At 67.9% G+C, this 18684-nt stretch carries 22 protein-coding genes; 15 read left to right on the forward strand and 7 right to left on the reverse strand.

The annotated features are described in order from the left end of the window. Positions 1-6 precede the first annotated feature (6 nt). From MWM08_RS07845 to MWM08_RS07900, 12 genes are all read left to right on the forward strand, one after another. Positions 7-393, forward strand: coding sequence for a hypothetical protein (locus tag MWM08_RS07845; protein ID WP_244458896.1), 387 nt, complete (start codon positions 7-9; stop codon positions 391-393). 10 nt (positions 394-403) lie between these two features. Continuing rightward, entirely contained in the window at positions 404-1138 is a 735-nt protein-coding gene (locus tag MWM08_RS07850; protein ID WP_230165320.1) for a response regulator, read from the forward strand. 98 nt (positions 1139-1236) lie between these two features. Beyond that, a complete protein-coding gene (locus MWM08_RS07855) occupies positions 1237-2505 on the forward strand; it encodes an ATP-binding protein (protein WP_244458897.1) in 1269 nt (422 codons plus the stop codon). Positions 2506-2662: 157 nt separating this feature from the next. Next, on the forward strand, positions 2663-3118 hold the full coding sequence (gene copM, locus MWM08_RS07860) for a CopM family metallochaperone (RefSeq protein WP_244458898.1): 456 nt from the start codon (positions 2663-2665) through the stop codon (positions 3116-3118). A 15-nt stretch (positions 3119-3133) separates the two neighbouring features. After that, entirely contained in the window at positions 3134-3760 is a 627-nt protein-coding gene (locus MWM08_RS07865; protein WP_244458899.1) for an RNA polymerase sigma factor, read from the forward strand. Between the two features lie 81 nt (positions 3761-3841). Further along, a complete protein-coding gene (locus tag MWM08_RS07870) occupies positions 3842-4291 on the forward strand; it encodes a hypothetical protein (RefSeq protein WP_244458900.1) in 450 nt (149 codons plus the stop codon). A gap of 5 nt (positions 4292-4296) precedes the next feature. After that, complete coding sequence (locus MWM08_RS07875) at positions 4297-4536, forward strand: DUF2933 domain-containing protein (RefSeq protein ID WP_244458901.1); 240 nt, start codon at positions 4297-4299, stop codon at positions 4534-4536. Next, entirely contained in the window at positions 4533-5192 is a 660-nt protein-coding gene (locus MWM08_RS07880) for a methyltransferase family protein (RefSeq protein ID WP_244458902.1), read from the forward strand. Before MWM08_RS07875 ends, MWM08_RS07880 begins: the two co-directional genes overlap by 4 nt. Positions 5193-5230: 38 nt before the next feature. Beyond that, positions 5231-7333 (forward strand): heavy metal translocating P-type ATPase, encoded by a 2103-nt coding sequence (locus tag MWM08_RS07885; protein ID WP_244458903.1) that lies wholly within the window; start codon positions 5231-5233, stop codon positions 7331-7333. Between the two features lie 18 nt (positions 7334-7351). Then, positions 7352-7831, forward strand: coding sequence for a hypothetical protein (locus MWM08_RS07890; RefSeq protein WP_244458904.1), 480 nt, complete (start codon positions 7352-7354; stop codon positions 7829-7831). A 282-nt stretch (positions 7832-8113) separates the two neighbouring features. Next, positions 8114-9889 carry a DUF3141 domain-containing protein gene (locus MWM08_RS07895; RefSeq protein WP_244458905.1) on the forward strand — a complete coding sequence of 592 codons (1776 nt, stop codon included), beginning with the start codon at positions 8114-8116 and terminating at the stop codon, positions 9887-9889. 93 nt (positions 9890-9982) lie between these two features. Then, positions 9983-11419: a multicopper oxidase family protein gene (locus MWM08_RS07900; RefSeq protein ID WP_244458906.1), complete on the forward strand. Its 1437-nt coding sequence runs from the start codon at positions 9983-9985 to the stop codon at positions 11417-11419. A gap of 310 nt (positions 11420-11729) precedes the next feature. Here MWM08_RS07900 and MWM08_RS07905 read toward each other — a convergent pair whose 3' ends face one another. From MWM08_RS07905 to mntR, 3 genes are all read right to left on the reverse strand, one after another. Continuing rightward, positions 11730-12149: a hypothetical protein gene (locus MWM08_RS07905; protein ID WP_244458907.1), complete on the reverse strand. Its 420-nt coding sequence runs from the start codon at positions 12147-12149 to the stop codon at positions 11730-11732. A 179-nt stretch (positions 12150-12328) separates the two neighbouring features. Then, positions 12329-12772, reverse strand: coding sequence for a MerR family transcriptional regulator (locus MWM08_RS07910; protein WP_244458908.1), 444 nt, complete (start codon positions 12770-12772; stop codon positions 12329-12331). Beyond that, positions 12769-13224, reverse strand: a complete 456-nt coding sequence (gene mntR, locus MWM08_RS07915; protein WP_255751393.1) for a manganese-binding transcriptional regulator MntR — start codon at positions 13222-13224, stop codon at positions 12769-12771. The genes MWM08_RS07910 and mntR overlap by 4 nt, the downstream gene beginning before the upstream one ends. An 83-nt stretch (positions 13225-13307) precedes the next feature. On the opposite strand from mntR, the gene MWM08_RS07920 reads away from it, so the two are divergent. Then, complete coding sequence (locus tag MWM08_RS07920; RefSeq protein WP_244458910.1) at positions 13308-14648, forward strand: Nramp family divalent metal transporter; 1341 nt, start codon at positions 13308-13310, stop codon at positions 14646-14648. Positions 14649-14656: 8 nt separating this feature from the next. On the opposite strand, the gene MWM08_RS07925 is transcribed toward MWM08_RS07920, so the two are convergent. From MWM08_RS07925 to MWM08_RS07940, 4 genes are read right to left on the reverse strand one after another with little or no spacing between them, the layout of a single operon-like run. Continuing rightward, positions 14657-15094 (reverse strand): YqaA family protein, encoded by a 438-nt coding sequence (locus MWM08_RS07925; RefSeq protein WP_244458911.1) that lies wholly within the window; start codon positions 15092-15094, stop codon positions 14657-14659. A gap of 16 nt (positions 15095-15110) precedes the next feature. Continuing rightward, a complete protein-coding gene (locus tag MWM08_RS07930) occupies positions 15111-16436 on the reverse strand; it encodes an MFS transporter (RefSeq protein ID WP_244458912.1) in 1326 nt (441 codons plus the stop codon). A gap of 25 nt (positions 16437-16461) precedes the next feature. After that, positions 16462-16740 (reverse strand): metal-sensing transcriptional repressor, encoded by a 279-nt coding sequence (locus tag MWM08_RS07935; RefSeq protein ID WP_137127578.1) that lies wholly within the window; start codon positions 16738-16740, stop codon positions 16462-16464. A 44-nt stretch (positions 16741-16784) separates the two neighbouring features. Further along, positions 16785-16979 (reverse strand): hypothetical protein, encoded by a 195-nt coding sequence (locus MWM08_RS07940; RefSeq protein WP_244458913.1) that lies wholly within the window; start codon positions 16977-16979, stop codon positions 16785-16787. A 215-nt stretch (positions 16980-17194) separates the two neighbouring features. On the opposite strand from MWM08_RS07940, the gene MWM08_RS07945 reads away from it, so the two are divergent. Together MWM08_RS07945 and MWM08_RS07950 are read left to right on the forward strand one after the other, a co-directional pair. Continuing rightward, on the forward strand, positions 17195-17917 hold the full coding sequence (locus tag MWM08_RS07945; protein WP_244458914.1) for a HupE/UreJ family protein: 723 nt from the start codon (positions 17195-17197) through the stop codon (positions 17915-17917). A gap of 12 nt (positions 17918-17929) precedes the next feature. Continuing rightward, the gene (locus MWM08_RS07950; RefSeq protein WP_244458915.1) at positions 17930-18577 is read left to right on the forward strand and encodes a transmembrane anchor protein; all 648 of its coding nucleotides are present in this window, start codon (positions 17930-17932) and stop codon (positions 18575-18577) included. Positions 18578-18684 lie beyond the last annotated feature (107 nt).

Consider the following 18684-nt stretch of genomic DNA (forward strand, 5'->3'; position numbering starts at 1 on the left):
ACACCCATGAACCGACGCATCCTCCTCGCCGCGACAGCGATGCTGCCCGTCCTCGCGCCAGCTGCGCGCGCAAGCATCACCCGCGGCCCGAATGGCGGCCAGCGGATCGACCTTGCCGGCGGACACGCCGAACTTGTCGCCGACGGGAATGAACTCAGGCTCTATCTGAGCGATAATTCGTATCGCCCCCGGTCCGCCGAGGGCGCCAGCGGCCAGGCGGTCGTGCTGGCCGGTGGCCGGCAGACAACGGTACCCCTCACGCCCGCAGGCGCAGATATGCTGCGAGGGCAGGGGGATTTTACCGCGGCTGCTGGAATGCGCGTGGTCGTTACCTTGACCATGCCGGGACAGCGCCCTTCGCAGGGGCGGTTCACGCCGAGGGATCAGGGTTGAGGATGACCGAATGGCGCCGGACCTGCTGACGCCGGAGGCGCATGTGCTCGTCGTCGAGGATGACGGCGAGATGCGTAACCTGATCGCGAAGTTTCTGCGTCAGAACGGCTACCGCGCGACCGGTGCGCGCGACGGCCGCGAGATGTGGGAAACCCTCGCGAATGCCGCGGTGGACCTCATCCTGCTGGATGTGATGCTGCCAGGGCAGTCAGGCCTAGACCTGACTCGCGCGCTGCGCGCGAAGACCCAGGTTCCGATCATCATGGTGACGGCGCGCGGCGACGAAACCGACCGCGTGCTTGGCCTCGAACTCGGTGCCGATGACTACATCCCTAAGCCGTTCTCTCGGCCTGAGCTTCTCGCGCGCATTCGTGCCGTGCTGCGTCGGGCGCAGGGGAGCGACCAGCGTGCCTCGGGACTGGTTGCGGACCGCCTGCTCTTCGCCGGATGGGCGCTCGACACGCGGCGACGCGAACTCATGGCGCCCGATGGCGTCGCTGTCGATCTCTCAGGTGGCGAATACGATCTCCTGCTGGCGTTCTGCGAGCACCCACAGCGCATCCTCAGCCGCGATCAACTGCTGGACCTCGCCCGCAACCGGGTCTCGGACGCGCTTGATCGCACGGTGGACGTGATGGTGAGCAGGCTCCGCCGGAAGATGGAGCCGACCGAGGAAAGCCCGACGATCATCAAGACCATCCGCGGCGCCGGCTACATGTTCGTCCCTGCGGTCGCCCGCGGGTGAGCGGGACGCCTCCTGGCCGATTCCGGCTCCGTCTTGTCCCCGATACCCTTGGCGGGCGCATCGTCCTCGTTCTGCTGATCGGGTTGCTGACATTCCACGTGGGCAGCCTCTGGCTGCACCAGGTCGGCACCGACGCCCTGCTCGGGTCTACGCGTGAACGCCAGACTGCAGAACGCCTCGCCGCGGCGAAGCGCGCCGTGGCCGAGCTGCCCGTCGCCGATCGCGACAGGACAGCGCATGCCCTATCATCCGCCAGCCTCGACATGCATTGGACCCCGGCGCCAACCGTCCGCCTGGTCGATGAGACAAGCCCGCGGATCGAAGCCCTGCGGACCCGGCTCATCGAACTGGTTCCGGAACTTCGGAGCACCGGCCTGCGGCTGGGCTATGCAGAGGACGGCACATCGCCGATGCCTGGTGGCGAGCAATTCCGTCACGTGATCATCGGTGCAGTCGAGCTGCCTGACGGGTCCTGGCTCAATTTCTCGGCCGGCCTGTTTCGCCCCCCTACCGCCGAACATGCGAGCCTGTTGTCCACCAGCGCCATGGCGGCCGGCATCCTGCTCCTGGGATTGCTCGTCGTGCGCCTCATCGGGCGGCCGCTGCGGCAGTTGTCGGATGCCGCCGATCGGGTCGGCATGCCCGGCGTGACGATCGCCATGCCTGAGACCGGCCCCTACGAGGTGCGTCATGCGGCGCTCGCCTTCAACCGCATGCAATCCCGCATCAACAAGCTGATCGCGGATCGTACGCAGGCGCTTGCGGCGGTCAGCCACGATCTGCGCACACCGATTGCGCGGCTGAGGCTGCGCGCGGGTTTCCTCGACGATCCTGAAGCACAACGCGCGATCGATGCCGATCTCGACGAGATGGACGCCATGATCGGCGCGACGCTCGCCTACCTTCGCGGTGAGGACGAACTCGAACCTGAGCGTCCCACGGACATCGTTGCCCTTCTCGAAACACTGTGCGACGCCGCAGCCGACACCGGGGCAGAAGCGCACTATGATGGACCTGGGCAGGCTCGCCTCACATGCCGCCCGGTGGCCATCAAGCGCGCTTTCGCGAACCTCATCGAGAACGCGGTGAAATACGGAAAGGTGGCGCGGGTTCAACTCGATGATCTCGCTGAGCGCATCCTTGTGCGCATCGACGACGATGGCCCCGGAATTCCCGAAGCCGACATGGAGGTCGTCTTCGAACCGTTTCGGCGGCTCGATCCATCGCGCAACCGCGGCACGGGCGGAACCGGCCTTGGCCTCACGATCGCGCGCCAAGTGATCTTGCAACATGGCGGCACGATCCGGCTCGTGAACCGGCCGGCGGGTGGGTTGAGCACTCTCGTGGAGTTGCCGCGCACGCGCTGACGGCGTGCCCGCGGCAGGCTTCGTCCGTACGATTCCGTGGCCATGTCAGGCATTTCGACCGTTCCAGCCTCGCCTGACATGTTTTGTCACACTGTGTTGATGCGCGGGACATGCGCGGGTCCGAACTTCACGTCGTCACCGATCAGGTGCCGAAACCATGAAGGAGTTCGAGATGCGTCGTTCCATTCTTGCCGCGGTGGCCGCCGCCGCTCTTGTCGGCGGTGGCGCGGGCTACGTGCTCGCCCAGGGCATGCCGCCCGGCCACCGCATGCCCGGCGGCCAGATGATGCCCGGCATGCAGCACGGCCAGATGCCGATGCAGCAGGGCATGCAGCCCGCCGGGCCCGGCGCCTCCGCACCGTCATCGCAGGCCTTCGCGGCAGCGATGGACAAGATGCATCGCGACATGGCGATCCAATACAGCGGCAATGCCGATCGGGACTTCGTCGCCGGCATGATCCCGCACCACCAGGGTGCCATCGACATGGCGCGGATCGTCCTGCAGCACGGCCAGGACCCGGAGGTCCGGCGGCTGGCGCAGGAGATCGTCTCCGCGCAAGAACGCGAGATCGCCCAGATGCGCGCCATGCTGGCGCGCCTGCCGGCCCGCTGATCGGCAGACGCGGTCATGCAACGCCTCGAAGACCGGCCCGCTGATCCAGCCCCCAAGCGTCGGGTAGAAACGGCGGTCCACGACACTCTCGTTGCCGACTTCGAGGCGATCCGCCGGTGGGTATTGCGTCGTTGCCAAAGTGATGTGCAGGCCGCCGGCGAGATCCTGGCCGCATTCTGCCTGCGCGCACTCACGCGTGCGCCAGAAGTGCGTGACGCGGCGGCGGTGCGCGGTTGGCTTGCGATTGTGCTGCGCACCACCGTCGCGGATCACTGGCGATCGGCACGAGCCGAACGCCGCAGGGTCCGATCCGATGATCCCCAGACCCTGGAGCGTCGCGAAGAGTACACGCTGCCGCACCCGATGTCGTCTCGTCACAGCGAGCCCTGCGACTGCCTCCCGGATGTCGTGGCGCAGTTGCGGCAAGGGGAGCGTGATCTACTGCAAGTGATCGATCTCGGGGGAGGTGATCGCGCACAGCACGCCGAGCGCCTTGGCCTGACGCGCAATGCGCTCGACGTGCGCCTGCATCGTGCGCGGGCAGCGTTGCGGACTGCGTTCCTGGCGCATTGCGACGCGTGTTCCGAGGGCGGAAGTTTCGACCCATCAGCCTGCCCATCGCCTGCCGCGCACGGCGTGTAAGGAATCGCCCACGGCACCGTCTGTTCCAATGTGGCCCTGCGATGTCTCAGCCGGCCACGCAATGGAAAGGGAGTGCATGCGATGCATCGCGAAGCAGAGGCAACAGGACAGCCGGGCGATCCCCGAGGTCTCGATCCGCTCGTGCTCACCATGGACCTCGCCGCTCTCGTCCAGGGGATCACCGGCGCATTTGCTACTGCTCAGGCGGGCGCCGCCCAGGACGCAATAGACCGATTGGCTGCGCATGGTCGTCAGCTCGCGGAGGCCCGAGACCCGTTCTCGGCCGTCGTCATTCAGATGGATTGCTGCCTTGCCATGCTCGAAGTCGCGACCACGCGGTTCAGGGCCGCGTTGACGGGACTGCCGCATCCACGGACCGCCAGTACCGCTTTCCTGTCCGAACCCCAGTCACCCTCCACGCATGAGAGGGCTGAGCAAGCCGCGGACGCGCACCCATCACGCGGCCCTTCACGCAAGGCCAATGCAAGCATCGCGTCCGACGGTCGGGCGCCCGGTGGACGCCAGGAGTGAGAAGCATGTCCCAGCATTCGCACGAACCGGCGGGCCAGGTGACGAGAGCAGGCTTCTGGCGCAGCCGCACCGGTCTCACCTTCATCGTCTTCGCGGTCGCGGTCGCCGGCTACCTTCTCTTCAGCCACACGGCGCACGTCTTCCAGTGGCTGCCCTTGGGGCTGATCCTTCTTTGCCCCCTCATGCACATCTTCATGCATGGCGGGCACGGTGGTCACGGCAGCGATGCGGGCAAGCAGCCATGAGTCCGACCGCCGGTTACGGCTTCTGGTTGCTCGCCGCTGGAAATGCCGCGCTCTTCATTGGCTTCGCGTACAGCTTCGCCCGTCCGCTCAACGGGCGCGACTGGCGCAGCTTCGGCGCTTTCTCGGCGTTCATCGTGGCACTCTTTGCCGAGATGTATGGGTTCCCCCTGACCATCTATCTCTTCGCCGGCTGGCTTCAGACGCGCTGGCCCGGAGTGAACTGGTTCAGCCACGACAGCGGCCACCTGCTCGAGATGGTTGCCAGGCCGGGCATCAACCCGCATTTCGGACCATTCAACCTGCTCAGCACGGTCTTCATTCTTGTGGGGTTCTGGCTGATCGCGGCGGCCTGGCCGGTGCTCTACCGGGCCGTGCGGCGCGGCACGCTTGCAACCAGCGGCCCATATGCGCGCATCCCGCATCCGCAATACGCGGGCTTCATCCTGATCATGACCGGCTTCCTTCTCCAGTGGCCGACCCTCGTCACGATGGCGATGTATCCGGTTCTGCTCGTGATTTACTTCCGCCTCGCGGCACGCGAGGAGGCCGCCGCGGCGGCGCAGTTCCGCGCCGAGCATGCCGCCTGGGCGAAGCGCGTCCCCGCCTGGATCCCAAGACTCAGCAGCTCGTCTCGCGGACCGGCGATCTCGCCGTGACCCTTCGCCCCACGAAAACGACCGCAGGGTAGTCCGACATGACCGAACACGCCGCACATCGCCATCACCAACATACTGCGCCCGCGAGCGACGGCGCACCGCACACCGGCCATGGCGAGGCAGGTCACGACCACGGCGCGATGGTCGCCGATTTCCGCCGGCGCTTCTGGATATGCCTCCCGCTGACCATTGCCGTCGTGGTGCTCTCGCGGCACATCCAGATGCTGGTGGGCCTGCCCGGCGTCCTGGCCTTCCCCGGCAGCGCGTTCGTCGAGGCCGCGCTCGCGAGCGTGATCTTCTTCTACGGCGGCTGGCCGTTCCTCGCTGGACTGTCGGGGGAATTGCGGCGCGGCAAGCCCGGTATGATGACGCTGGTCAGCCTCGCGATCGTCTCCGCCTACGTCTATTCGCTTGCCGTGCTCGCCGGGCTGCCGGGCGACGTGTTCTTCTGGGAAACTGCGACCCTCATCCTGGTCATGCTGCTCGGCCATTGGCTTGAGGCCAAGTCCGTGCTCGGCGCTTCGGGCGCCCTCCAGGCCCTTGTGCGCCTGATGCCGGCAACGGCGACCCGGCTCGGCGAGGGCAGCGCGCAGGAGGAGGTGCCGATCGCCGCGCTGCGGCCCGGCGACCTCGTGCTCGTGCGCCCGGGCGCGAAGGTGCCGACGGATGGCATCGTCACCGAGGGCCGCTCGTCCATGGACGAGAGTATGCTCACCGGCGAATCCCGCCCGGTGGACAAGGCCGTCGGCGCCCGCGTCGTCGGCGGCGCGGTCAATGGGGAAGGCGCGCTGACCGTGCGGATCGAACGCACCGGCGGCGAGACCTATCTCGCGCAGGTGATCCGCCTCGTGGAACAAGCCCAGGCCACGCGGTCGCGCACGCAGGATCTCGCCAATCGCGCCGCCGCCGTGCTCACCTGGGTCGCGATCGGGGTCGGTGGCGGGACATTCGGCGTCTGGCTGCTCCTGGACGCGCCGCTGGCCTTCGCGCTGGAGCGGATGGTGACCGTCATGGTCATTTCCTGCCCCCATGCGCTCGGCCTCGCCGTGCCCCTGGTGGTGGCTGTCAGCACCGAGCTCACCGCCCGCAACGGCCTGCTGATCCGCGATCGCGCAGCCTTCGAACGGGCGCGCGCGCTCCAGGTCGTCGTCTTCGACAAGACCGGGACGCTGACCGAAGGTCGCTTCGGCGTCGCTGCCGTGGTCCCGCTCGGCGTCGGCTTCGACGAGGCCGCGGTGCTGCGTCTGGCCGCCGGTCTCGAATCCTCCTCCGAGCATCCGATCGCCAAGGGAGTCCTGCGCGGTGCGGAGGCGCGTGGTATCGTGCCGCCGGCGGCGACCGAATTTCGCAACCTGCCCGGCGAAGGCGCGCGCGCGACGATCGAGGGGGTCGCGGTCGAGGTGGTCAGCCCCGGCACGCTTCGCCGCCGCGACGTCGAGGTGACAGATGCGCGCGTCGCCGAGGAACAGGCGGCCGGGCGGACGGTCGTGTTCGTCACGGCTGACGGGGCGCTGGCCGGCGCGGTTGCGCTGGCGGATGTCGTTCGTCCTGAAAGTCGGGAAGCCGTCCGCCAGCTCCGCGCGCTCGGCCTGCGCTGCATGATGCTGACGGGCGACGCGAGGCCGGTCGCCGAGCAGGTCGGCCGCGAACTCGGCCTCGACGAGGTGCGCGCCGAGGTGCTGCCGCACCAGAAATCCGAGGTGGTGCAGTCCATACAGGCGCGCGGCCTGACCGTCGCGATGGTGGGGGACGGCGTGAACGACGCGCCAGCACTCGCCCAATCCGACCTCGGCATCGCGATCGGCGCGGGGACGGACGTCGCGGCCGAGGCCGCCGACATCGTTCTGGTGCGCAACGACCCGCGCGATGTCGTCGCGATCCTCGCGCTCGCCCGTGCGACCTATGCCCGCATGGCGCAGAATCTGGCCTGGGCGACCGGCTACAACGTCGTGGCGATCCCGCTGGCCGCTGGCGTCGGCGTGCCGTGGGGGATCCTGCTGACGCCGGCAGTCGGCGCGGCGCTGATGTCGCTCTCGACCGTCGTCGTCGCGGTCAATGCGCGACTGCTGGGACGCCAGGGCGAACGCCGGCTCGCGGCGCTTCGCGCCGACGTCGCGCGCAGCGACACGGCTGCAGGATGATCGAAGGCGCCCCCCCCGATGCCGACGGGCCACGTCACGCGCCATCCGGCGAACTGGCTGCCGGCGATGCGCGGCACCATGATCCGGCTCGTCCCGGCGATGTTCGCATGGGAGATCTTGCAGCTGCCGCTCTACACGCTCGGGCGCGATGGCACGGCGTGGGAGATCGCCTTCGCCATCCTGCACTGCACCGCCGGCGATGCGCTGATCGCGCTCGCCGCATTGTCCTGGGCCTTGGTGATCGTCGGCGCGCCGAAGTGGCCCGAGCGGGCCTTCGGACGGGTGCTCGCCGCCACGGTCGTGATCGGTCTCGCCTATACGGTGTACAGCGAATGGCTGAACGTCGAGATCCGACGCAGTTGGGCCTACGCCGGCGCAATGCCGGTCCTGCCTATTCTCGGAACCGGGGCCGGCCCGCTGCTGCAATGGGCAGTGTTGCCGCCGCTTGCACTAGCAGGTGCGCGGCGTGCGCTGCGCGAGCAGGCCGCCAAGCCGTGACCCGCACCTGCATCGCGGAGCGGTCGCGCGCCGCGATCGGACCTCGATCGGGTCCGCAAATCCCGCGCCGGAACTCCTGCGCGGACCTGCCGCGAGGCGGCCGCCGCGCTCCTGCCGACGCTCGACGACGCCCAGCGGCGGACCGTGGACGCGTTGGCGTGGCTCGTCATTCCTGGCAGCGGCGCCGGCATGATCGCCGGCGCCTCGAGTGGCACCGGCCGGTGAGGGACCGCCGGCGGGGACACCCACCCCGCCGGCCCTCGCCACATGGAAGGCAGGACGATGGCAGACCTCGGCAGCGCCACACCGACCGATCCCGCAACGCCTGCGGTCCTGCCCGACATGTCCGATGCTGCCGGATACATGATCGAAGCGTGGCAGCGCGCAATTCTCTTCTGGGACGTGCAGCGCGAACGCGCCAACGACATCCTGAGCCAGTACAGCGCAGGCGCGCCGGATATCCTCGCGTTCCGGCACGAAACGCTGCTCGATGCGCGACGTTTTCCGCGCCCGGCGAACTACGCGCTCCTGCGCATCACGGCGTATGGGGAGGACGAGGCTGACCATTGTCTCGACCCGGCGAAGCCGCCCCTGATTGTCATCGACCCTCGCGCCGGGCACGGACCGGGGATCGGTGGAACCCGACGCGAGTCCGAACTCGGCATCGCGCTGCACGAGGGATACCCCGTCTACTTCGTGACGTTCTTTCCCGCACCGTGCCCCGGGCAGACGCTGATCGACGTGCTGCACGCGCTGCGGCGCTTCGTGGATGCCGTCGCCGCGCGGCACGAGGGCAGGTCACCGATTCTCTACGGGAACTGCCAGGGTGGATGGGCGGCTATCCTGTTGGCGTTGCACTGCGAGGGATCGCTCGGCCCCGTCGTGCTGAACGGATCGCCGCTGTCGTACTGGTCGGGGGAGCCGGGCGTGAACCCGATGCGGCTGGCGGGCGGACTGTCCGGCGGCGTCTGGCCGGTACGGCTGCTCGCCGATCTCGGCGATGGCCAGTTCGATGGCGCTTGGCTCGTGCAGAACTTCGAGGGCCTGAAGCCCGAGAACGCCTTGTGGGAGAAGTACCTTCCGCTGTTCCTCGACCCGGAAGGAGAGCGTGCCCGTTTCCTCGCCTTCGAGCGCTGGTGGAACACATTCTACGCCCTGAGTCGCGATGAGATCACCACCATCGTCCGGCACCTTTTCATCGGCAACGAGCTCGAACGCGGCGTGCTCGACCTTGGCGACGGCACGCGGATCGATCTGCGGGAGCTGCGCAGCCCGCTGGTGATTTTCGCATCGCAGGGCGACAACATCACGCCGCCGCACCAGGCCCTCGGCTGGATCGCGCGGGTGTACCGCGATACCGACGCGCTGAAGCAGGCGGGACAGCGCATCGTGTATCTGCTCAACCCGAAGGTGGGTCACCTCGGGATCTTCGTCTCGGCTTCGGTCGCCCGCTTCGAGCATCGCGCCATCCTGGAGGCGCTCGACGATGTCTCTCTGCTTGCGCCCGGTCTCTACGAGATGACGATCGACAATCCGACCGGCGATCCGGAATGCCGGAAACCGCAGTACAGCGTCGGGTTTGTCGAACGCCGGGTCGAGGACCTCCACTTCGCCCCTCCGTCCGCCGCCTTCGACCGCGTCGGCGAGGTCTCGAAATGGAACGATGCAGTCTATGGCGCCCTTGTCTCGCCATGGATCCGCGCCGCGGCGAACCCCGCGGCAGCCGCGATGGCGCGCTGGATGCATCCGATGCGCGTCAGCCGTTATCTCCTCTCGGAACGCTTCGCACCTTGGATGGGCGGCGTCGCGGTCATGGCAGATGCGGTGCGCGCCGCAAGGGCCCCGGGCGGGAACGACAAATTCCCAACCCTGCGACTTGCCGAACGCGACGCGCTCGGCGCGGTAACTCAGGCCCTGCGCGCCACGAGGGAGATGCGCGACACGTGGCATGAGTTCCTTTTTCGGGCGCTCTACGGCGGGTTCCAGCGGAATGGACCGGGCGGCTCCGGCCCGACCATCCAGGAGCGGGATGTCTCGGGAATACCAACCGCCGGATGAGTGATCAGGCGGAAACACTTTGTAGCGCTCCGTTCAATTCCGGGTCGTCTCACGGTGGGCAGACTTCCGCGATTGTTGATTGGAGCGAAAACCATGAACCTTTTACGCCGTGTCCTGATGGCAGGCGGCACAGCACTTCCCCTGTCGATCTGGAGTGCGGCCCGTCAGCCGGCAAAAGCAGCCACCGAGCCCACGGTGATCCGTGCCACGTCACGCACGCTCGACATCGACGGTCGCGCGGCGACGGTCCTGGGCCTTCTGCGCCCGGATGGCGGTCACGGACTGGTGCAACAACCCGGCGAGCGGTTCCGCGTGCGCCTGGAAAACCGGCTGCCGGAGCGGACCATCATCCACTGGCATGGCCAGACCCCGCCCTTCGCGCAGGACGGTGTGCCCGATACGCCGCTGCCGTTGATCGCAGCCGGCGCCGACCGTGCCTTCGACTTCGTGCCCAATGCCGGCACCCACTGGATGCATGCCCATGTGCCCGACCAGGAGATGCGCCTTCTCGCGGCGCCGCACATCGTACGCAGCGCGGAGGATGCCCGGGCGGATCGGCAGGAGGTCGTGATGATGCTGCACGACTATTCGTTTACGCCGCTCGGCGAGATCCTCGCCCGGCTCGGGGCGGGCGGTGGCGCGCCGCATGCCGCGGCGGGCAATCCGCATGGCGGGATGTCGCCTGCCGCAGCGCCGCACGGCGGCATGCCGATGGGCGCGGCGGACATCAATGACATCGACTTCGACGCCTACCTCGCCAACGACCGGACGCTGGGCGATCCGGAGGTGGTCCGGGTCGAGCGCGGCGGCCGCGTTCTGCTGCGCGTCATCAACGGCGCGGCGGCGACGGTGTTCTGGATCGATACGGGGCGCCTCGAGGCGTCTGTGGTCGCGGTCGACGGGCATCCGGTCGATCCACTTCGCACAACTCGCTTCGCGCTTGCGATGGGCCAGCGCGCCGATCTCCTTCTCGAGCTACCAGGTGAAGGCGGCACCTTTCCGATCCTCGCGCTGCGGGAAGGCGCGCGTGAGCGGACCGGAATCATCCTGGCCACGCCCAATGCTCCGGTCGCGCGCATCGCCCCGGAGGCGGAGAGCGCCGCGCCTGGCTTCGACGGACGGCAGGAGCTGCGGCTGCATTCGGCGAGCCCGGTGCCCGCGCGTCGCGCTGATCGGAATCTGGCGGTCACGCTCAACGGCGGAATGACGCCCTATGTCTGGTCCATCGATGATCGCCCCTGGGGTCGGCACAGGGTGCTCGAAGCCCGCCGTGGCGAACGCGTTGAGCTGACGATGACGAACGTATCGATGATGGCGCATCCGATGCATATCCACGGGACAGTGTTTCAGGTCGTGGGATGGGGATCGCAGCGTTTCGTCGGCGCGAGGCGCGACACCGTCCAGGTGCCGCCGATGGAGCGCGTTACGCTGGCCTTCGAGTTCGCAACGCCTGGTCGCTGGATGTTCCATTGCCACCACATGCCGCATCTCGCGACGGGCATGATGACGGAATTCGTCGTGGCGGGCTGATACCCACGGCACGAGCGCTTGACTCGTGCCGAGCGCCCGAACGGGCGCCGCCGGGAGACCGGCGAAGCCAAGGAAGCCGGAGGTTTCCGCCCGGCGTCTGAGGGTCGGCAAAGGCGGATACCAACCGGTCGAAGAATTCAACCGTTGATATGAGTGGCTCCTGCGTCGCCAAGAGCGCTGTCAGGAACGCAACAGTACTCTTCAGCGGCATGCTGAAGAGTGTTGCTTCGCGGCGATGACCAGGGGCTTCAAACCGTTACCGGCAAGGCTGCCACAAAGCCCGGGCCATCGCGGCCCGGGCTTGCCTGCTTTATCGCAGCGACGGCGGCAGCGAGCGCAGGTTCCACAGGCCTGCGTTGTGGCCGCCGCCGACATTCGGCATCGCATGCGGCATGTTCGAGGCCTGCTGGTCGTCGTACTCGACGCTGAGATTCTCGCCGCTGCCCACGATGCGCGCGACCGGGCGGGACACGACCATGCGCGGCGGCGCGGACGTGTCGTACTCGATCTCGACATTGTCGCCGTTCGTGATGACGCGGCGGACCGGCAGGGACGATAGCGGTGATGCGCGATCAGAATAGATCATGAAGCCGGTGCGGCCAAGCATCATGGGCTCGAGCGACACCACGGGCTGGCCATCCGCCTTGGCCGCAGTGGCGATCGTGCCGAGGATGACCAGCGCGGTCGCGGCGAAGAGAACGACGCGCGGATTGCGGATCTGGGTGTGCATGGATGCATTCTCCTTTTCGACCGTTGCTTGGCCGACGAGGTGAACATGCCGCTCGGAGTTTTCCGGCTAACAACAGTCCCGTGACAAAGGATTCCCGAGCTGTAGCACTGTTGCAGCTTCGAAGGGCGCGCGCGCCTGGGTGACGGCAATGCGCGGCGCTCAGGTGCCTCCGGGCGTGATCATCCGCGCTCCCGATGGATCGGATCCGCGCAGTGCCCATGCGCGAAATCGGCGAGGGTCTCGATGATCCTGCAGTCGCCGACCACGCCGCCCTCGCAGCTGGTCGCCATCCGCTGCAATTCGGCGCGCAGTGCCGAGAGGCGCCGCAGCCGCGCATCGATCTCGCTGATCTGCGCCGTTGCCAGCGTGTGCGCGGCGCCGCAATCGGCTTCCGGATGATCGGCCAGGTCGAGCAGCGCTCGGATTGCCTCGCTCTCAAACCCCAGTTCGCGCGCATGGCGGATGAAGCCCAGGCGTCGGAGATGCGCCACACCATAGACCCGATGCCCACCTTCGGTGCGCGCGGGAGGGGGCATCCAGCCCTCCTGCTCATACCATCGGATTGTCGTCGGCTTGACGCCTGTCGCGCGAGCGAGGTCGCCGATCGAGTAGGAGTCGGTCATGCGCGATCCGTCTCCGCCTTCGCGACAAACCTTGCAAAGGCCACGAGCGCCTTTTCGCTCGCGTGGTGCTCCAACCCCTCTGCGTCTTGCTCGGCGGTTTCCGCGTCAAGCCCGACCGCGATCAGGAAGCGTACCACGAGGTCGTGCCGCGCCTTGGCAGCCTCGGCCATCGCCCGGCCGGCGTCGGTGAGGAACAGGCCCCGATAGGGCTTCGTCTCGACCAGCCCGTCGCGCTGCAGGCGTCCGACCGTGGCCGTTACCGTCGCCTGCGATACACCCATCCGCCGGGCGAGCTCGACCGCCCGCGCTTCGCCTTCCTCGCGCAGCAGGTCGGCGATGAGCTCGACGTAGTCCTCGGCGGTCGCCGTGCGGTCGGCCTCACGCTGGCGCGCGAACCGCACGGCGTGGTCATCGGCCGGTGGAAGGGATCGCCTGGCAGGGCTGCGTGTCATGACTCGGATATGGCGATGGAAGCGGACACACTTGATAGTCGCGTTGGCATAACTTAGCCTAGGCTGAACTTCGGAGCCGCGACATGACACCGCCTCCCGATGACGCCGCCGCCGCGACGACCGTATCCGGCCCGCCCAGCCTGCCGGAGGTTCATCGCAGCGTCGCCGTGCCGAACGCCGGCGGCTTCCTACGCAAGCTGTTCGCCTTCATGGGGCCTGGCTACCTCGTCGCGGTCGGCTACATGGACCCCGGCAACTGGGCGACTTCGCTCGCCGGCGGCTCGGCCTTCGGATACACGCTGCTGGCGGTCGCACTCACCTCCTCGTTGATGGCGATCCTGCTGCAGGCGCTGTGCGTGCGCATCGGCGTCTCGACCGGACGCGACCTGGCCCAGTTGTGCCGGGAGCGTTTCCCTAAGGTCGTTGCCTATCCACTGTGGCTGTTCGCCGAGATCGCCATCTGCGCCACCGACCTGGCCGAGCTGATCGGCACCGCCATCGCGCTCGAGCTGCTATTCGGCATTCCGCTGCTGTATGGCGTGTTCCTGACCGCGCTCGACGCCTTCCTGATCCTGTGGCTGCAGAACAAGGGCGTGCGCTGGCTGGAGGCGCTGATCTTCGGCTTCATCGTGCTGATCGTGGGCTGCTTCGGTATCCAGATCGTGCTGTCGGACCCGGATTGGGCCGCCGTGCTGAACGGCTACATTCCGGCCGTATCGATCGTAACCAACCAGACACAGCTCTACATTGCCATGGGCATCCTCGGCGCCACCGTGATGCCGCACAACCTGTACCTGCATACCGCCGTGGTGCAGTCGCGGTCCTGGAACCTCGACGAAGCGGGCAAGCGCGAGGCGATCAAGTTCGCCACCATCGACAGCTCGCTGGCGCTGACGCTCGCGCTGCTGATCAATTCCGCCATCCTGATCACCGCGGCCGCCACCTTCCACGCCAGCGGCAATACCGAGGTGGCCGAGATCGGCGAAGCCTACCAGCTGCTGACGCCGCTGCTGGGCGCGGGCATCGCCGCGACGGCGTTCGGCGTGGCGCTGCTGCTGTGCGGGCTGAACGCCACAGTCACCGCGACATTGGCGGGCCAGGTGGTGATGGAGGGCTTCCTGCGGTTCCGGCTGCCGCCGGTGCTGCGGCGGCTGGTCACGCGGCTGATCGCCATCATCCCGGCGGTGATCGTGACCTGGATGTATGGCGCGTCGGGTACCGCGCAATTGCTGATCCTGAGCCAGGTGATCCTGTCGATCCAACTGCCCTTCGCGGTGATCCCGCTGATGCTGTTCGCGCAGGACCGCAAGCGGATGGGGGTCTTCACCGCACCCGCCTGGCAGTTGGCCCTGGGCTGGGCGACCGCGGCGGTGATCGTCGGGCTGAACATGAAGCTGCTGTTCGACGCCGCCTTTGGGGACTGACGAAGGAGCTACGCCAGGCCGAGCGCGACCGCCGCGACAACAACGTAGCGCCCGACCTTGGCCAGCGCGACGAGCGCCAGGAACGGCAGGAAGGGTTCCTTCAGCACGCCGGCGGCGACCGTCAGCGGATCGCCGATGACCGGCGCCCAGCTGAGCAGCAGCGACCACCGTCCCCAGCGTCGGTACCATCCCTCGGCACGGGCCAGCGCCTGCACCGATACGGGAAACCAGCGCCGGTCCCGGAAGCGGGCCACGCCGCGCCCGAGGCCCCAGTTCAGCGCCGAGCCGGCGATGTTGCCGAGGCTCGCCACCGCCAGCAGCAGGACCACGGGCTGCTGCCCGGCGACAAGCAGGCTGGCCAGCGCGATCTCGGACTGCGCCGGGATCAGTGTCGCGGCGGCGAAGGCGATGGCGAACAGGCCCGCATAGGCGGCAAGGTCGGGCACGGCGATGATGGGCGCTTCAGCCGCCGCGCATCGCGTGCAGTGTATCGGCGACCGGGGCATGGACGTGGCGAAAGCCGCCGTCCGGCAGGGGCTGCGCGCCGTTCAAATGCGGGTGGTCCGCCGGCAGGCCGTGGTGGTCGTGCGGCGCGGCGCGCTCGGCCTCCGCCGGCCACAGCCGGATGGCGAGCCATGTGCCGGTAGCCGCCAGCGCCGCCAATAGCAGGAAGGTCGGCGCCAGCCCCGCCGCTGCCCCCAGCCACCCCGCCAGCGGATAGGCGAGCAGCCAGCAGGCGTGGCTGAGCGCGAATTGCGCCGCGAACAGCGCGGGACGGTCGCCCGCGTCAGAAGACCGCCGTAGCAGTCGCCCCGAGGGCGTCAGCACCAGCCCATTGCCGAGGCCAAGCAGCGCCCAGAGCGCCAGCACGAGCCCCCAGTGTTGCAGCGTCAGCGGCCCCGCGAGCAGGCCTGCCACCAGGATCACGGCGCCCGCCAGCATCACCGGGCGGTCGCCGACCCGATCCAGCACACGCGGCAACGCGAGTGCGGCGACCATCGAGCCGAAGCCATAGGCCGCCAGCGTCCATGCCAATTGCCCTGCACCCAGCCCGAGCCCCGCCTGTATCAGCACCACCGTGTTGACGATGACCATCGCCCCGGCCGCGGCGACCGCCAGGTTCAGCGCCAGCAGCCCGCGCAGCCGCGGCGCGGCGAGATAGAGCCGTGCGCCGCGCGTCGTGCGCCCCCAGGCGCTCTCCTGCGTCGAAGGCGGCTTGGGCGAGGGGAGCAGCACCGAGACCACCAGCGCCGCCGAGGCGATGAAGCCGAGCGTCGTGCCCGCGAACAGCCAGTGGAAGCCGATGACGGAGAGCAGGGCCGCGGCCAGCATCGGGCTGGTCAGTGCCTCCATGTCGTAGGCGAGGCGAGAGAGCGACAGAGCGCGGGTGTATTGCGCCTCATCCGGCAGCACGTCAGGGATGGTGGCCTGGAAGGTCGGCGTGAAGGCGGCCGAGCAGGCCTGCAGCAGGCCGATCAGCAGATAGACATGCCAGATCTCGGTGACGAAGGGCAGCGCCAGCGCGACGGCGGCGCGCAGCAGGTCGAGCGCCACCAGCAGCGCGCGCCGCGGCACCAGGTGCACGAAGGCGCCGGCGACTGGCGCGATGCCGACATAGGCCACCATCTTGATCGCCAGTGCCGTGCCCAGGACCGCGCCGGCATTGGCGCCGGCGAGGTCGAAGGCGAGCAGGCCGAGTGCCACGGTCATGAGGCCGGTGCCGATCAGCGACAGGATCTGCGCGCCGAACAGGTGGCGATAGGTGCGGTCGGCCAGCGGACTCAGCATTTCGCCGCTCCTGATAGGAAGAGCATCACAGGTATTTCGTGATCTGCTTGAACGCCTCCATTGCGGCGCGCCGCTCGGCGCCGGTCTCCTCCGCGGCGTGATCCAGGCAGTGGTCAAGGTGGTCGCGGATCAAGCTGCGCTTGGCCTCGCTGACCGCGCGTTCAACCGCATGCAGTTGCTGAGCGATGTCGAGGCAAGGTCGCCCCGCGTTGATCATCTCAACCACGCTGCGCAGATGACCCTCGGCCCGCTTCAGCCGTTTGGCGATCTCGGGGTGGGATCCGTGGACATGCTGTTCGCTCATGGGCCTGTCCTATCCCCCTGGTATGGATACCGTCAATCTGCTAGTCACCATGGGATGGCGGATTGGAGCAGCAGCGCGGCATGAGGGGGTTTCGACACATCGTCAGGCTGCTGCTCGTGGCACTGCTGGTGGTTACCTTCGCGCCGCCCCTCGCCGCGGTGTCGATGCACGGTGCTGCCGACCATATCCACGCCACGGACGATCAGGACCTGCCCGGACCCCACGATGCCGTCGATCATGCGATCACAGACCATGTGCATGAGGCGGTAACCGTGCGTCCGGCCTCCTTGGCGCCGCGATGGATGCCGCGTGCCCGGCTCGCAATCCTGGGGCAGGAGGGCCTCGCGCCGGGGCCAAACAGCAGGATGGAACGGCCGCCCCGCGGGCTCGGCTGAGCTGCCCATGCCGCCGTCTTCGGACAGTTCCTTCCTTTCTCACCTGAGCGGTCTCACTCATGAATCCCATCATCGCGGGCGACGTGCGCCTGTCGCGAATTCCATGGCTATGCCTGTGCGTCCTCGGCCTGACCCTGCTGGGCGCCACCACCGAGGCGCTCGCCCATGCCGTCGCCGAGGGCGACAAGGGCTACATCCAGGAAATATCGGGCATCCAGCTGCTGCCCTTCGTCTATCTCGGCGCCAAGCACATGGTCACCGGCTACGACCACATCCTGTTCCTGTTCGGCGTGATTTTCTTCCTGTACCGGCTGCAGCACATCGCGATCTATGTGAGCCTTTTCGCGCTAGGCCACTCCACGACCATGCTGGCCGGCGTGTATTTTGGCATCGGTATCAACAGCTACATCATCGATGCCATCATCGGCTTCTCGATCGTCTACAAGGCGCTCGACAATCTCGGCGCCTTCCAGCGCTGGCTCGGCTACCAGCCGAACACCAAGGTGGCGACGCTGGTCTTCGGCTTCTGCCACGGCTTCGGCCTGTCCTCGAAGATCCTCGACTACAACATCTCGCCCGATGGCCTGCTGCCGAACCTGCTGGCATTCAACGTCGGCGTCGAGGTCGGGCAGTTGCTGGCGCTCGCCGTCATCCTCATCGCCATGGGCTTCTGGCGCCGCAGCCCGAGTTTCCTGCGCCATGCCTACACCGCCAACGTCGTCATGATGACCGCCGGGTTTGTGCTGATCGGCTATCAGCTCACCGGCTGGTTCGTCTCTTGAGGGATCCCTGACATGTACAACACCGACCTGCCGACCCGCGCGGAACTGCCTTCCTCAAAGCAGCTGCTTCGCTCCACCGCTATCGCAGCCGCGGCCGCCGTGGCCATCCTCATCACCGTGGTCCTGCCCGCTGAGTACGGCATCGACCCGACCGGCGTTGGCCGTCCCCTCGGCCTGACCGAGATGGGCGAGTTGAAGATGCAGTTGGCGGCCGAGGCTGCAGCCGATCGGGCGCCACCGGCCGCAACGCCAGGCCCGCGTTCGAGCCTGCCTGGCGCGATCTTCGCAGGGCTGTTCATCCGCCCGGCCGCCGCTCAGACGGCGCTGCCGGCCGTCGCCGCGCGAACCGACGAGACCATCATCACGCTCCGGCCGAACCAGGGCATCGAGGTAAAGCTCGACATGCGCAGTGGTGCGCGGGTCAACTTCAATTGGACCGCCACCGGCCCGGTCAATTACGACATGCATGGCGAGCCGCCCACCGCCGGGCGAAACTCGACATACAGCTATCGGAACGGCCGCGGCTCCTCCGGCGAGCAGGGCGAACTCATCGCCCGCTTCGACGGCACCCATGGCTGGTTCTGGCGCAACCGCTCCGACCGCGATCTGACCGTGACGCTGCGGACCAGCGGCGACTACGCGCGCATCATCCGACCCTGACGCCCGAACGGCGCCGTTGCGCACGATGGGCGCGGCGGCGCGTCTGGTGATCTGCGGCACCACGCCCATTTGCTTCGACGGCCGAGTGCAATCTAATTGCCACGGCA

The sequence above is a fragment of the Roseomonas fluvialis genome (assembly GCF_022846615.1).
GTDB lineage: Bacteria > Pseudomonadota > Alphaproteobacteria > Acetobacterales > Acetobacteraceae > Neoroseomonas > Neoroseomonas fluvialis.

Excerpts from the sequence above, each read along its gene's own strand:
- MWM08_RS07945 (WP_244458914.1), top strand. The coding sequence starts at position 17,195 with ATGAATCCCATCATCGCGGGCGACGTGCGCCTGTCGCGAATTCCATGG.
- copM (WP_244458898.1), top strand. The coding sequence starts at position 2,663 with ATGAAGGAGTTCGAGATGCGTCGTTCCATTCTTGCCGCGGTGGCCGCC.
- MWM08_RS07875 (WP_244458901.1), top strand. The coding sequence starts at position 4,297 with ATGTCCCAGCATTCGCACGAACCGGCGGGCCAGGTGACGAGAGCAGGC.
- MWM08_RS07895 (WP_244458905.1), top strand. The coding sequence starts at position 8,114 with ATGGCAGACCTCGGCAGCGCCACACCGACCGATCCCGCAACGCCTGCG.
- MWM08_RS07890 (WP_244458904.1), top strand. The coding sequence starts at position 7,352 with ATGCCGACGGGCCACGTCACGCGCCATCCGGCGAACTGGCTGCCGGCG.
- MWM08_RS07920 (WP_244458910.1), top strand. The coding sequence starts at position 13,308 with ATGACACCGCCTCCCGATGACGCCGCCGCCGCGACGACCGTATCCGGC.
- MWM08_RS07930 (WP_244458912.1), bottom strand. The coding sequence starts at position 16,436 with ATGCTGAGTCCGCTGGCCGACCGCACCTATCGCCACCTGTTCGGCGCG.
- MWM08_RS07885 (WP_244458903.1), top strand. The coding sequence starts at position 5,231 with ATGACCGAACACGCCGCACATCGCCATCACCAACATACTGCGCCCGCG.
- MWM08_RS07900 (WP_244458906.1), top strand. The coding sequence starts at position 9,983 with ATGAACCTTTTACGCCGTGTCCTGATGGCAGGCGGCACAGCACTTCCC.
- MWM08_RS07865 (WP_244458899.1), top strand. The coding sequence starts at position 3,134 with ATGCAACGCCTCGAAGACCGGCCCGCTGATCCAGCCCCCAAGCGTCGG.
- MWM08_RS07870 (WP_244458900.1), top strand. The coding sequence starts at position 3,842 with ATGCATCGCGAAGCAGAGGCAACAGGACAGCCGGGCGATCCCCGAGGT.
- MWM08_RS07880 (WP_244458902.1), top strand. The coding sequence starts at position 4,533 with ATGAGTCCGACCGCCGGTTACGGCTTCTGGTTGCTCGCCGCTGGAAAT.
- mntR (WP_255751393.1), bottom strand. The coding sequence starts at position 13,224 with ATGACACGCAGCCCTGCCAGGCGATCCCTTCCACCGGCCGATGACCAC.
- MWM08_RS07935 (WP_137127578.1), bottom strand. The coding sequence starts at position 16,740 with ATGAGCGAACAGCATGTCCACGGATCCCACCCCGAGATCGCCAAACGG.
- MWM08_RS07845 (WP_244458896.1), top strand. The coding sequence starts at position 7 with ATGAACCGACGCATCCTCCTCGCCGCGACAGCGATGCTGCCCGTCCTC.
- MWM08_RS07950 (WP_244458915.1), top strand. The coding sequence starts at position 17,930 with ATGTACAACACCGACCTGCCGACCCGCGCGGAACTGCCTTCCTCAAAG.
- MWM08_RS07910 (WP_244458908.1), bottom strand. The coding sequence starts at position 12,772 with ATGACCGACTCCTACTCGATCGGCGACCTCGCTCGCGCGACAGGCGTC.
- MWM08_RS07905 (WP_244458907.1), bottom strand. The coding sequence starts at position 12,149 with ATGCACACCCAGATCCGCAATCCGCGCGTCGTTCTCTTCGCCGCGACC.
- MWM08_RS07940 (WP_244458913.1), bottom strand. The coding sequence starts at position 16,979 with ATGATCGACGGCATCGTGGGGTCCGGGCAGGTCCTGATCGTCCGTGGC.
- MWM08_RS07850 (WP_230165320.1), top strand. The coding sequence starts at position 404 with ATGGCGCCGGACCTGCTGACGCCGGAGGCGCATGTGCTCGTCGTCGAG.